General features: G+C 38.8%; 19 protein-coding genes. 4 read left to right on the top strand and 15 right to left on the bottom strand.

Features of this window, described 5'->3' with window-relative positions; translation table 11 throughout:
- Positions 1 to 99: 99 nt before the first annotated feature.
- Positions 100 to 480, bottom strand: coding sequence for a hypothetical protein (locus tag HZC31_02925; protein ID MBI5002310.1), 381 nt, complete (start codon positions 478 to 480; stop codon positions 100 to 102).
- A 210-nt stretch (positions 481 to 690) separates the two neighbouring features.
- Here HZC31_02925 and HZC31_02930 point away from each other — a divergent pair, with 210 nt between their 5' ends.
- Positions 691 to 1,209, top strand: a complete 519-nt coding sequence (locus tag HZC31_02930; protein MBI5002311.1) for a GNAT family N-acetyltransferase — start codon at positions 691 to 693, stop codon at positions 1,207 to 1,209.
- Here the strand turns inward: HZC31_02930 and HZC31_02935 are convergent.
- A complete protein-coding gene (locus HZC31_02935; GenBank protein ID MBI5002312.1) occupies positions 1,193 to 1,345 on the bottom strand; it encodes a hypothetical protein in 153 nt (50 codons plus the stop codon). The genes HZC31_02930 and HZC31_02935 overlap by 17 nt on opposite strands.
- A gap of 95 nt (positions 1,346 to 1,440) precedes the next feature.
- Between HZC31_02935 and HZC31_02940 the strand changes: the two genes are divergently transcribed.
- The 3 genes from HZC31_02940 to HZC31_02950 all read left to right on the top strand — a co-directional run bounded on the left by HZC31_02940 (position 1,441) and on the right by HZC31_02950 (position 3,937).
- On the top strand, positions 1,441 to 2,199 hold the full coding sequence (locus HZC31_02940; protein ID MBI5002313.1) for a 50S ribosome-binding GTPase: 759 nt from the start codon (positions 1,441 to 1,443) through the stop codon (positions 2,197 to 2,199).
- 85 nt (positions 2,200 to 2,284) lie between these two features.
- Positions 2,285 to 2,569 (top strand): hypothetical protein, encoded by a 285-nt coding sequence (locus HZC31_02945; protein MBI5002314.1) that lies wholly within the window; start codon positions 2,285 to 2,287, stop codon positions 2,567 to 2,569.
- A 234-nt stretch (positions 2,570 to 2,803) separates the two neighbouring features.
- Positions 2,804 to 3,937 (top strand): quinone-dependent dihydroorotate dehydrogenase, encoded by a 1,134-nt coding sequence (locus tag HZC31_02950; GenBank protein ID MBI5002315.1) that lies wholly within the window; start codon positions 2,804 to 2,806, stop codon positions 3,935 to 3,937.
- Positions 3,938 to 3,963: 26 nt separating this feature from the next.
- Here the strand turns inward: HZC31_02950 and HZC31_02955 are convergent, their stop codons facing one another.
- The 13 genes from HZC31_02955 to HZC31_03015 form a co-directional block, all read right to left on the bottom strand.
- Positions 3,964 to 4,584, bottom strand: coding sequence for a class I SAM-dependent methyltransferase (locus tag HZC31_02955; GenBank protein MBI5002316.1), 621 nt, complete (start codon positions 4,582 to 4,584; stop codon positions 3,964 to 3,966).
- Between the two features lie 54 nt (positions 4,585 to 4,638).
- Entirely contained in the window at positions 4,639 to 5,145 is a 507-nt protein-coding gene (locus HZC31_02960; GenBank protein ID MBI5002317.1) for a vitamin K epoxide reductase family protein, read from the bottom strand.
- 52 nt (positions 5,146 to 5,197) lie between these two features.
- Positions 5,198 to 5,911: a YIP1 family protein gene (locus tag HZC31_02965; protein MBI5002318.1), complete on the bottom strand. Its 714-nt coding sequence runs from the start codon at positions 5,909 to 5,911 to the stop codon at positions 5,198 to 5,200.
- Positions 5,912 to 6,496: 585 nt separating this feature from the next.
- A complete protein-coding gene (locus HZC31_02970) occupies positions 6,497 to 7,534 on the bottom strand; it encodes a deoxyhypusine synthase (GenBank protein MBI5002319.1) in 1,038 nt (345 codons plus the stop codon).
- 150 nt (positions 7,535 to 7,684) lie between these two features.
- On the bottom strand, positions 7,685 to 8,587 hold the full coding sequence (speB, locus tag HZC31_02975; protein ID MBI5002320.1) for an agmatinase: 903 nt from the start codon (positions 8,585 to 8,587) through the stop codon (positions 7,685 to 7,687).
- Between the two features lie 119 nt (positions 8,588 to 8,706).
- On the bottom strand, positions 8,707 to 10,281 hold the full coding sequence (locus HZC31_02980; protein MBI5002321.1) for a hypothetical protein: 1,575 nt from the start codon (positions 10,279 to 10,281) through the stop codon (positions 8,707 to 8,709).
- On the bottom strand, positions 10,274 to 10,444 hold the full coding sequence (locus HZC31_02985) for a hypothetical protein (GenBank protein ID MBI5002322.1): 171 nt from the start codon (positions 10,442 to 10,444) through the stop codon (positions 10,274 to 10,276). The genes HZC31_02980 and HZC31_02985 overlap by 8 nt, the downstream gene beginning before the upstream one ends.
- A gap of 146 nt (positions 10,445 to 10,590) precedes the next feature.
- Positions 10,591 to 10,785, bottom strand: a complete 195-nt coding sequence (locus tag HZC31_02990; GenBank protein ID MBI5002323.1) for a 30S ribosomal protein S27ae — start codon at positions 10,783 to 10,785, stop codon at positions 10,591 to 10,593.
- Positions 10,786 to 10,804: 19 nt separating this feature from the next.
- Entirely contained in the window at positions 10,805 to 11,116 is a 312-nt protein-coding gene (locus HZC31_02995; GenBank protein ID MBI5002324.1) for a hypothetical protein, read from the bottom strand.
- A gap of 62 nt (positions 11,117 to 11,178) precedes the next feature.
- A complete protein-coding gene (locus HZC31_03000; protein MBI5002325.1) occupies positions 11,179 to 11,364 on the bottom strand; it encodes a DNA-directed RNA polymerase subunit E'' in 186 nt (61 codons plus the stop codon).
- An 18-nt stretch (positions 11,365 to 11,382) separates the two neighbouring features.
- Positions 11,383 to 11,970 (bottom strand): DNA-directed RNA polymerase, encoded by a 588-nt coding sequence (locus HZC31_03005; protein MBI5002326.1) that lies wholly within the window; start codon positions 11,968 to 11,970, stop codon positions 11,383 to 11,385.
- Between the two features lie 14 nt (positions 11,971 to 11,984).
- The gene (locus HZC31_03010; GenBank protein ID MBI5002327.1) at positions 11,985 to 12,362 is read right to left on the bottom strand and encodes a hypothetical protein; all 378 of its coding nucleotides are present in this window, start codon (positions 12,360 to 12,362) and stop codon (positions 11,985 to 11,987) included.
- Between the two features lie 79 nt (positions 12,363 to 12,441).
- Positions 12,442 to 13,119 carry a hypothetical protein gene (locus HZC31_03015; GenBank protein ID MBI5002328.1) on the bottom strand — a complete coding sequence of 226 codons (678 nt, stop codon included), beginning with the start codon at positions 13,117 to 13,119 and terminating at the stop codon, positions 12,442 to 12,444.
- Positions 13,120 to 13,202 lie beyond the last annotated feature (83 nt).

The raw sequence follows: 13,202 nt of genomic DNA on the forward strand, positions 1-13,202 counted from the left end.
CCTCCGGTGAGGCGCATCACTTTACCACCAAAAAACAGAGAAATATTTCTCTAGAAAAACTTACCGCTATTCATCCCATACCTAAAGGACGTCCAGCTGCTACGCAGCTGAACTTATGGGATTTCTAGCGGATTTTCTTAACGCAATTACTTCTAAAATTATCTGACCTATCCCAAGAATTCCTGAAAAGGGATTATTTATTAATGATTGCATCATAGGAGAGATGGAAAAAGGGATTCCTAGTATAAAAATAACTAAAAAAGTTAGTCTTGCCCAATTTCTGCCCTGTGCAATCATATATATGAAAAAAATTATAATTGCGAAAGTAAGTGTTTGTGCAGAAATTATGAAATCTGAAGAAAGTATCTGAGTTAGATATGAGAACTCAATAATGCTTCGCACAACGCCTACTGCAATAATTATCCAAAGCAAAGTTACAGCAGTAGAAACTGTATCAGGTCGTGTCTTCTTTTCTTGCATAATTTAAAATAATTAAGGAAATATATAAACTTATTGTTGTGACTGCCGCTTAGAATGATCTGTAAAATAAGAGCTTTGAATTCAGTTGAAGAAAAAATTGTTGAACTCCTTGTTGAAAAAAAACGTGAAAAAACTTAATCCCCAAAAAGTATACATTTTGTAAACGCTTTTTCTTCATGGTTTATATATCATGAATGTAAAATGCCGTTTATGGAAAATGTTTACCCTTCTGGAATATACATCCAAAAACTGAAGCAAGAGACTGAACTGCGGTCGTTTTGTTCCACTTTCGCTGATTTAAAGCTGTTTTTATTTCATGACGCATTTCGAAATCAAGAACAAAATATTTCTGTCACATTTCTCTGCTTTTACAAAGATTACATTATATCTTACATCACTTTACTCACTGATAGAATTACAGTACAACAGGATCTTCACGATTTTTTTACACAAAAAGACATTAACTACAAAACGCTTCCTGCTTTGAAAATAGGAAGAATGTGTGTTGATGATCGCTTTCAGAAGCAAGGCATCGGCACGCTCATGCTTAAGATGGCACTTCTGAAAGCAAAAAACATCAATGAGCATACAGCAGGATGTCGCTTTCTTACCGTAGACGCAAAGAACGAGTCACAAGAGTTTTACCGCAAATTTGGATTCAAAACATTTAGAAAAAATCAAGAAACAACGGCAATGTACCTTGACATCAAACTCAGTCAACAAAATTAAACTTTGTTTTCATTGCGCTTTGTATAAATTTCACTCTTCTTGGATCAGGATGCTTTTCTTCTCTAAGCATTGTTTTAATAAACTCAACCGCATCCTTTCCATACAAAGTAGGTGTTGGTTCTATTGGGCTTGCCATAGAACACATAATGATAAGAGACTATTTAAATTTTCCCGAAAAACGTTTACATTTTGTAAAATAATTTATATACAGAAGCCATTCTTTCCCTAATCATGGTCAACTTTTGGAGCATTGTCAATGATGTGATTGATAAAAGTGATATCTTACTTGAAGTACTAGACAGCAGACTTCCTGACATGACCAGAAACGCTGAAGTCGAAGGAAAAGTAAAGCGCGCTGGAAAAAAATTGATACTCGTTCTCAACAAAGCAGATTTGATTGGTCAGAGAACCGCTGAAAAGGAAAAGAGAAAATTTACTAAAGAATATCCTGTTGTATTTGTCTCGACAAGAGAACATCAAGGAACAAAATTATTGCGTGAAGCAATTCTTAAAAATACTGATAAACAAGAAATTACAGTCGGTGTCCTCGGCTATCCAAACACTGGAAAAAGTTCTATCATCAATGTTCTGAAGGGACGCAAGGCCGCGTCAACAAGCCCGCAGTCTGGACATACTCGTTCGCTTCAACGCATTCGCGTGACAAACCGTATCATGATGCTTGACACCCCAGGAGTTGTTCCTTTTGAAGAAAAAGATGAAGTGAAACACGTTCTTATTGGTTCTGTGATGTATTCTGATACTGAGCATCCTGATCTTGCTGCGTGCGAAATCATAAAACACTGTAACCAAATTGATGAACAGATCATTTTGTTGCACTTTGGTGTTTCTGCCGCTCCTGATGAATATGCGCTGCTTGAAACAATTGCGAAAAAAAGAAACATTATGGCAAAAGGCGGTGTTTTTGATGTTGAACGCGCAGCACGACTTGTGATTCAGGATTGGCAAATGGGCAAGATCAAGCTGAGTTGAATTTTGACACACTTTCTTCATTAATCTGACGGATGACATATTTGCGCAGAAACATTTATATACACTTGTTTTGAAACGGTTGTATATGAAGTACGACGCAAAGAGCATTATCATCGGAAGAAAGAAACGGAAGTCTGAAGAAGATGACTTTAGCCCATGCTTTATCGCATTGTTTAAAATCAATAAGCCGCATACGAGCGGACAGGTTCCTGAAAGAATTCTTGACTTTGACGCTGTACGAAAGGTTACTATTTCAGGATTGAACTGTGATTATCATCTTTCTGGCAGTGATATTGTGATTGACAATCTTGCGGAATTAGTCATTAAAGAAGACGGTAATGTTGTTCATATTAGTGGGAAGCAGAAGTAGTTTCTAAATATAGATTATATCTTCTTAGTACACAAAAAATAACAACAACAATGGCACAGACGGTCAACTTTTTGGCTCTCTTCTTATTTACACAGCCAAAAAGCTTGCCCTACTCCGTAAAATTTGTGAAACAAATTTTACTCCGTCTGGCCATGTTGTTATTTTTTGCTTCTATTTGCTTTTTTTAGAGATTCACCAATAACATTTTTATAGAAAGAGAAAAAGTATGCATTCATGAAAGAAGACCTCATTTCTTTTCGCAACAAAACAGCGTCTTTGGTGTACAAGAATATTACCAAACCTATCGCATTTCAGCTTGATCCTGAAAAAGTGCATGAACACTTTCTTCACTTGGGAAAACAGCTCGGAAAAAGCGCTGTAACCAGAGGAATAACCGCTGCTGCATTTTCTTATCGCAATCCCCTGCTGTCTCAGACTCTCGCAGGCATAGATTTTCCCAATCCTGTTGGACTTGCCGCAGGCTTTGACAAGAACGCAGAACTTGTTGATCTCTTGCCTGCAGTTGGCTTTGGCTTTGCAGAAGTAGGCTCAATCACTGGTGAATATTGCGAAGGAAATCCAAAACCTCGTCTCTGGAGACTTCCGAATTCCCAATCAATCATTGTTTATTATGGATTGAAGAATGAAGGCGCTGAGAAAATTTCATCGAGACTTTCTGGAAGAAGCTTTCAAATTCCTATTGGAATCAGCGCCGCAAAAACAAATTCCAAAGAAACTGTTGATCTTGAGAAAGGAATCGCGGATTACTGCAAAGTACTTGAATGCTTTCGAAAAATTGGAAGCTATTATACAATAAATATTTCCTGCCCAAACTCTTTTGGAGGATTGGATTTTGCTGATCTAAAACGACTGGAGAAACTCTTTGCCGCGATGGTGAAGAAGAAATTATTCTGCAAGCCTGTTTTTTTAAAATTGTCTCCTGATCTTTCTCTCAAAGAACTCGACGCGTTGATCGCGCTTTCTTTGAAATATCCTGTGACTGGCATGATTTGCTCTAATCTTGTCAAGAAAAAGGAAAATGCCTGCATTCATGATGACGATATGAATCAATGGGTGTGTGGAGGCATTAGTGGCAAGCCTGTTCTTTCACATGCATTAAAACACGTTGCGCATGTGTATCAGAAAACACACGGCAGATTGCTTGTTATTGGTTGTGGTGGCATCTTTACTGCAGAAGACGCGTACGCGTACATCAAAAATGGCGCGTCACTTGTACAGCTCATTACAGGCATGATTTATGAAGGTCCGCAGGTTGTTTCTGCGATTAATCAGGGACTTGTCGCATTGCTTAGAAAAGATGGGTACAAGAACATTAGTGAAGCTGTGGGGAAAGGGTTGAAAGAGTAATCTTATAATATTAATTATTTGTGTTCTCAACTATAATTCGCAAGAATCACTTGAATTGTTCCTTTCGTATTCTTTCTTTCAACTTTTATTTTATATCCACACTTTTCAAGGAGAGAATGTATACCTTTATTTTTCTGGAAATTTCTGAATCCCCTAAAATGTTCCATGCCTGCAAAAAATTCAATAAAATAAACACTTCCTCCTGCTAATGTACAAGGTTGTGGAACAGCATAATCTGCAATAATAATTTTCTTTGAAATACGCTTCGCTTCCTGCAAAACCTTTAGCCGCATTTCACAAGGCATTTCATGAAGCGCCATAGAAATCGTTGCATAGTCATATTGCTTATCGGTAATAGTATTCAGATGAGACGCATCTGCGTGAAAGAATTGTATGTTTTTTTTACCACTTATTCTTTTACTCTTTTCCGCATGAGCAATCATTTTAGAAGAGAGCTCTACACCAGTAACTGACGTACAACGATCAGCAAGATCAAACACTAATGCTCCTGTTCCACAACAGAGATCTATTACTATCGTGTTTGGTTTTATCTGACCAATTATGATTTCTCTCACCTCTTTGAGAGCTTTATCAAAGAGAAATTGGTACGGTTTTCCATCATAATAATGTGGTTTATCTTGATTCACACCCTAAAAGAATTGGAGCAGCTATTTCAATGTTTTTATTGATAACGCGAAAACCTACTTCTTAAACATTCCCACAACAAACGCTTGCAAGAGCGCATATTTTTCCGCGTATGTTTTGCCGACTGAAATCTTTGTAGTGATAAACAGTCCCGCATTGACGCCATACATCATAATACAATATGGACATAACGCACCGATCACAAATTTTGCGATGTAAAATAAGTAGATGGAAAAGAAAATGCTAAAAATGGTCAATCCATGCGTTACCACAAGTGGAACTTCCGCATGCGCTGGTTTCCATAACGCAAAAATTACCACACCAAAAACTGCCGCGTAAAAGAAAAATCCCAGCAAAGCGATAGGAATGCCAAACACTTCTGAATACACACTGCTATTCACTTTATCGCAGTCAAAAGAAGCATGCAACGTACAAGGAAGTGTCTCTTCTACTTCCTGATTGTTCTCGAGTTTGTAGTGGACATCAGTTAAATATGCTCCTAAATACATTCCCGCAAGACTGACGAAAAGCGCAAAAATCAACGCAATTGTTTTTTTGTTCATTTTCACCATAAGTAAGTGGTGATTTATAAGTGTTGCTGTGTTTTTTCGCTGTTTATAGAACAAGACCCACTGTCGCGGCAAACATCGCGATGCCGATTCCTATTACAATCGCAACGAAGATAAGGACAAGCGTTGGCACAATAACCGCAACTGCTGCCTGCTTTGTGGTGAGTTTGTGGTACAGTTTTATGCCTACAATTTCCGTGTAGATGGTGTGGATTAAAGCGAAAAGACCAATGATGAATAATACTCCTAATGCGGTGAGGTAATATGGTCCGAACACAGGCACTTGGGAATAAACACTTTGGTCTGGCCAAGGATTTACTGCTTCTACAATTGTTGTTACAAGTGATGTAAAGACATTGTAAATGATAGGAATAAGCGCTGCGTACGCAATGACTTTCCAGGTCTCGAAATATGATGCTCCTTTCTTGTAATACAACACTGCAAGATGCGTTATACCTGCAATGATGAATGTAAAAATGATGGTGATGATTGGGCTTAGAAACATTCCAAGGATGCCAAGAACAATAGTGAGGAGTGTGCCTTCTATCGAAAGGAATTCTGCTCCGCCAATTGATCCCAATGAAGGAACCCACGCGACGAACTCAAGAATTTGCCCAACAAGGACATACAAGAAAACAAAGATGAGAATTGGTTGATATTCTTTTTCTTTCTCTGCGTTGAAAAAGGTTTTTGCTTTTGTTAAGAGTGTTTGATACTTCCTGATTGGGTGCGCAAAGATGTCTTGTTTTTTCGCTGCCATGAGTATTTTGTCTTTTGGTTGTATAAATAGGTTTGGTTTTTTGATTGGCTCATTTTATAGTTTATTTTGATTTATTACTTTAATAATACCCCATTGCTGCGGCAATGGGTCCCCCTGACAGTTTTGCCTTTGCTGATGCGTGGTTTGTTTACTGCTGAGCTGCTCCTTGCTTTACTGGTGACTGAATCGCCTTACTGTCCTAAAGAATCCCCAAACATCAACTGAAGACCGACCACGGAAAATGCGATTTTCCTAGACGCGCTCATTTCATTCGGCGTCCACCACCAATCAATAGATCGGATGGTATGCTCGCTTCGCTCGGGTCGGTCTTCCAGTTTCCTCTGGATTGTTTCGGATGCTCCTTCTTTAAATGGTAATTTGGAGCATCCGTAACACTAAAAATCCCAATAAAATAAATGAAGAGTGTTGGGATTTTTTATTTCCACTGGCTGCGAATCTCGAAGCGAAACCACTGGTAAAATACCTGTGGAAAATCCAGCTTTTATTATCTTTTTGTTCGATTGATCTTGAAAAATGACCAAGCGAATAGAGAGAATAAAAAAATAGAAAAATTAAAAAAATTGCTTACTGAAATAATTTCGCAAATTCTCGTTTCTTTCTGTTCTTCCAACTTCCTTTGTGATACACATAACTCGCAAGCAATGGAAGAGAGATCGTTGCTTCTGAAAAGACCATCTGTTCGTAGGTTGTATCCACTTTTCCCCAAGAAGCCGCTTCTTTCAACGTTGAACTGGAACACGCGCCATCGCGAACATCCGCGACAGTAATCTGCACCGCGTATTTGTGGACAGGAACATCTTTGCCAAGAATTTCCGCGCAAACAACAGTGTCCTGCGCAAAGTTCTTTGGAACTCCTCCACCAATCATCAACAATCCCGTATGATTGCAGGACATTTTAATTTTAGTGAGCTCTAAGAAATCTTTCGCTGAATCGAGCGACATCATTTGTTTTTTTTGCTCTCCACGTTCTACCTGATGCTTGACCAACCCAAATCCTGCACTACTATCTGAAAATGCTGGACAGAAAATAGGGACATTATGCTCATAACAAACCTGCACAAGGGAGTCTTTTTTCTTTGCATTTTTTGTGAGATAACTGCCCATCTCTTTTATGAACTCTCGTGATGAATAGGGACGTGGTTCTAAAGCATCCGCGATTTTCTTTGTCACCATATCGCAATTCTGGAGCTCTTCTTCATCAATGTACGTATCATAAATTCTATCAATGTATAATTCTCTTAATTTTTTGTCATCGACAAACTGAGATCCCTGCCAGTGCTTAAAGCCAAGCGCTTCAAAGAAATCCATATCGACAATGCTTGCTCCTGTCGCGACAACCGCGTCAATCATGCCTGCTTTGACCATTTCGACATAAATCTGCATACACCCCGCCGCGCTCGTGCTTCCCGCAAGCGTGAGCCACATGGAACAGTCTTTGTCTTTCTGCATCATATCTACTATTTTTGCTGCTCTCGCAAGGTCTCGCGCGCTGAATGACATTTTGTCATACGCTTCAATAATTGGAATTGCGTTGAATGATTTAATGTCAATATGTTCTATTGTTGTTTTCAATAATTCTTTTTTTTGTTTTTTGTCTGCCATGATTTACTCACCTGTTTGATTGATTTTTATTTTGTTGTTTGTTTTACTCTTTTTGTTTTTTTATTTCCAGAAAACCCCATTGCTTCGCAATGGGTCCCCCGGACAGTAAAAGGTCTTGCTGGTGCGTGCTTTTGCTGTTAAACTTAAACTCTACTTCTTTCCCTTCTTCGCATAAATCTTACATAACATCTGATAAATCATCTTTGCCGCTAAAAAGTCTGGCGCTGGGCTTCCTTCAACTGGCGCAAGCTCAACAACATCAAACCCAACGATATTCTTTTGCTGGATAACCGTGTTCATGAAAGTCATAAATTGGTACCACCACATGCCTCCTGGTTCTGGCGTTCCTGTGGACGGCATAATCGCCGGATCAAAAACATCAAGATCAATGCTGATGAAAACATTGTCTGTCAGCTTGTCAATCGCTTTCTGCATCCACGCGGTATTATTTGGATCCGCAATTTCATGGCTGAAGAAAATGTGCTGATTCTTTTTTCTGTTTTCCACTTCTTCAATATCAATCGCTCGAATTCCCACTTGGACTAAACTTGGAACAAATTCTCGTATTCTTGCCATGACACACGCGTGATTATATTTGCTGTCGTGATATTCTTCTCTTGTATCTCCATGCGCGTCAAAATGCAGAACACTCATCTTTGGATATTTTTCAAACAACGCTCTCGCGAGACCTGTGCTGATGGAGTGCTCTCCTCCGAGCATGACGATGAATTTTCCGTCTTTGATGAATCTTCGCGCTGTTTCCTGAATCTTATTATTCACTTCTTCAGGATCTGTTTTATTCGTGATGTTTAAAGAGGGAGCTGTATGAATGCCTAATTTGTACACTTCAGAATTTGTTTCAATGTCATAGAGTTCGACATACCCAGAGGACGCAATCATCGCGTCTGGTCCTTTATCCGCCCCTTTTCCGTAGGTTGATGTTCCGTCGTAAGGAACGGGCAGAATGACTATTTTTGCATTCTTGTAATCGGCGTATTTCTTTTCTAAGCCGCCGAAATTGTGCGGTGGTTCTTCATTTTCACTGTATGTCATTTTTTCCTCGAAAATAATTATTGACTTTTGTTTACTTTTATGTGCGCTGTTATTTAAATTGTTTATTATTTGGTATTTGTTTATCAGTCAAGAAAAGAAAAAGTAAAGACAAAAATAATTTAAACTCCCAATGAATCCCGCTGCGCTTTACTTCGCTGGATATGCGAAAGAATTGCCTGCAATGGCTTCTGAAGTCTCTTCTCACGCATTTCAGGAGTCAAATGCTCTCCCCAGATTTTTTCAAAATTAATTCTATGCAAATTGTAGAAATATTTCAATTCGTTTGGATCCGCGACTTTCAAGACATCAAGCTCAGGAGCAAACATTTCCGCGTATCTGTCTCGTCTTCTGATGAGCTTTGCTGAGCCATTTTCCTGCACAAGGATAATTGGGACTCGCTTTAAGCTGTTGAAGTTGCTCGCGAAAACAACGCTGTACGCGCCGCAATCCATAATACTCAAAAGATCTCCTTCTTCTAATTTTGGAAGCCAGCGATTTTTAGCCATAACGTCAATACAATCACAAGTGCTTCCAAACACCGTGTATTTTTTCGTCAATGGTTTATTGAGCTTGTTTGCCGGAAGCAATTCGTAATTACAATTCGAGACAAATCGATCCGCGATCATGTTATAGACAGAACCATTGGTAATAACGACATTTTCTTTGCCCATCTTCTTTGTGCTGACCACTTTGACCAGCCCCATCATCGCGTTCGCGACAATGTATTTTCCTGGCTCGAAAATGAGTGTTGGCGCCTGAAGACCATATTTTTCATAGAGTTTATGCAGTGTCTTCACAATCATTGAACCTGCTTTCTGCAGATTGTATGATTTTCCATATTTAGGCTGTGAATTTTCATTTGTCGGAAATCCACCACCAAGATCAAGGTAGCTGATTTTTGCACCAAGGGATTGCGCATACGCCGCAAGCTTGAGTAAGCGATTTGCCGCAATGCAATAAACTTGTGGATTTGTGATGTAACTTCCGTGGAAGTGCAACCCAATCAATTCAATGTTTGGATCTGCTGCCGCAAATTCAATTGCTTTTTTTGCCTGTGTAATAGGAATTCCGTACTGCTGCTTCAATGTTGAGTAAGAACCGAGTTTTATTAATGGATTAATTCGCAGAAAAATTCTAATTTTCATATCGAGATTTCTTCCCACAAGCGAGATTTTCTTCAACTCTTCCATAGAATCTGTCGTGATCGCCTGAACGCCAATCATTGCCGCAAACGCAATATCCTGATATGTTTTGTACAAGTTTGTGAACGTGATCTGCTGCGGTTCGTAATCCGCGAGAAGTCCTAAAATGATTTCCCCAACGCTGCTTGCGTCAAGTTCAAATCCTTCTTCTTTCGCAATTTTGATGATAGACAAGTTGGAGTTGACTTTACACGCGAATTGTGGGCGGAATTTTTGATAGGGGAACGCATTTTTGAATGTTCGTAAGCGTTCACGTAATTCTCGCTCAATAAGAACGTATAATGGCGCGCCAAATTTTGCGTCAAGCTCTTTAACGCTTATGCCTTCGACAAGAAGATTTCCGTCTTTGTCCTGACTGAGAAATTGTTTCCAATGCTGTTTAAGGTGCTTCTTTGGAATTGGCTGCTTCTTTCTCTTGAATAATGGAGAAGGAATCGTTGTAATATGTTCTACAACTTGTTCTGAATGGACGCGATCTGTCGTGTTATTCATTTTTATTTTTCACTTGTGTCTCTTTGTTATTAACTTTATATAACTTTTCATTTTGGGAAAAATATTGTTTTTTTCTTTGTACTTCTGTACTTTTTACAGCGATATGCAGAATATTTCTGCCACTTTCCCCCCAACTAACTTTACCCTCAAGATGAAGCAACAAAATAGTACATTTGTGACCGCTTGTTTATAAAACTTTGTCTTTGAAAGGAGTGCAATTACTTTGTTTAGTTTTTTCAGAATAACCGTACCAATAAAGATTTTCTGGATGATTCATTCGTTTATTGAATTAAAAAATAAATTAAAAAATTACCTTGTAATCTTTTCCATGTAGGAGGTTTTTCCACAAGTTCGTCTGTCCTTGTGCTCAGCCATGAAATAGCCTGTTCCTGCTTTTGGAGAGAATTTTTTGAGTCGAACTACTCTGTCTCCTTCTACTTTATACGCTTTCCACAATTTGGAACCGTGTGTTTTCTTTTTCTTTGCATCTTTTGCTTCTGCCATTATTCATTCACCTTTAGTATTATGCTGCTTCAGGTTTTGCTTCTTCTACCTGAACTAATCCATTTTTCTTCAATAAATTTAATGCTTCAAACTTTTTTAACATTTCATTATTTTCATAGACGTGCGCAATGAATTTTGCTTTCTGTTCACCATACTTCTGATAAATGTGACGAACAACAACGTGCGCTTCATTTGCCTTAATCTTTTTTGCAAGCATTTGCTTGACATCCTTCATAGAAGGAGTTGTTCCTTCAAAATATGTAAATCCTGTTACTCGCTCTCTGCTCAGCAACGGAAGCTTTGCCTGTTTTTTTACTTCAACATCCATCATGAATTTCACCTTTGTTTCTCATTGTTTTATTTTTATCTTAAGTATTAGTGTTATCTTAAAGACTAACGTACTTTAATAACATATTCGCCTTTCTGGTGAATACCGACCTGTTTCGCTATGTGCGACTTCTCCACATCGAAAAACGTCATGCGGCCATGCCAGCTTTCTGACAACAAACCACCTTTACAAATAGGACATTCATTTCCTTCTACAAAAATTTTACATGATCGACAAACTTTCTTTTTCATAGTACGCGCGAATCAGAATTATTCTGCTTTCGCTTTCCCTCCTTTTGCTGGAGCTGCCTTTGCTTCTTTTGGCTTTGGCTCTTCATCTGCCCACTCTGTTTTTCCAAGGCCACCCTGGCGCATGGTCAAACCAAGCTTCGGATTTGTGACATCTTTAAAGGAAACCGCGATAATCTTTGCTTTACATATATCGCCTACTTTCAATGATCGTTTTGATTCTTTTCCCACTAAAACTTTGTCTTTGCTGAAGGAAACGAAGTCGTCCATTGTCTGGCTGACGTGAATCATACCATCAATAGGACCGATAGTGAGGAACGCGCCGAAATCCGCAATGTCTTTGATTCTTCCGATAACTACTTCCTGCATTTCTGGACGGTAGACGAGAAGTTCAAACTGTGTTTCATAGTGAGGAGCACCATCGCCTGGGATGATAACGCCTTCTTTTATCTCTTTGACACCAGAAACATCGATGACAATTCCAAGATCCTTTGAAATAAAGCCGTCGTATTTTTTCTTGACTTGCTTAACAATCGCGTCCTTGATATCCAAACCAAGAAGAGCTGGCGCGACACGCACATAATCGTTGACAACTACTTTGTAAAACATTTTACTGGCCTCCACTATTCTCTGAATATAAGATATTTATTTTGGCGAAGCGTCACGAGCTTGTGTTTAATTCGCTGCTTGAGCCCCATATCCTGCGTTGCGATAATATACCCTTGTTTCGCGTAATCGACAAGCAGATCATCCACTATCCCTTCTTGGGCAACGCTGATTATTTTAATATTTTGTGTTTTGAGAAGCGCCTTTATAAGTTTTACCTGTAATTTTTCTTTTTGGCGACCTTCTCTCGCTACTTTATCGAGCTCTTCCAACGATCGATCGAGCGTATATATGACGGTTTCTTCAGGAAAAAGGCGGTCTAACTCTGCAAAAATGTCTACTTTGTACTGCGCAGGAATTAAAAGGAAGTTTGTATCAAGGATGATTTTCTTCATTACTCTGCTGTTATAAATAGAAGGTATATAAGCGTTATGGAGTTATTGGCTCCGGTGAAAATCTCTAACAATATTGCTTTCAAGTTGTGAAGGATAACTCTTGCAGCGACTTCAGAGTGTTGCGCTCTGAAAGAGACGCTTCGGACGTAGTCTCCGAAGCGTCTCTTGAAACTAGAATTATTGTATTAAACTCTTCATGAATCCAATTAGCATCATAGCCTTTGTCTAAACAATTTGTTGTTGCAAGAACGGATGCGTGTTTGAGAAGAAATGGGACATCTTTTGTATCTCCTCTCGCTTTCGCCCGAAGGCGAAACGAGAGAATACGTCTTTTCGAGACGTATAAACTCAATTTCATCGGTCTTTTTACAGGAGTTTCCCTATCAATTCTTTTGATGTAGTGTTCACTTGCATTATTTCTACTCAAACCTGTACTATCAATTGCACCAAATTCAGCAGGCTCTAGGCCTGCTGAAATCTTTGTAAGAAGATTCTTTATCCAAAATGGTAATCGTTTTACGAACTTCTTTAACGTCGAGATATCCGGGATTTCATCCTTTGGATAAATGTCAAACAACATAAGAAGATCATCATAAAAATCTTGCCATGACTGCTTTAATTTCTCTTTCAATAACCAAGACCGAACGTGCTGGATAGAAGTATATGTTTTTGGACCAAATTTATGGATATACACAGGTATTCTTGCTTGTCTTATCAAACCGTTAATTTTTTGTACTATGCCTTTCTTCTCTTTCATGGGAATCGCCTCACGATTCCCCCAACTGCAGCCTAACGGCTGCTTTTGGTTTTTTAATCTATCGAAAGATTTTCACCAGAGCC

The organism is Candidatus Woesearchaeota archaeon (assembly GCA_016214075.1).
Taxonomy (GTDB): Archaea; Nanobdellota; Nanobdellia; order Woesearchaeales; family DSVV01; genus JACRPI01.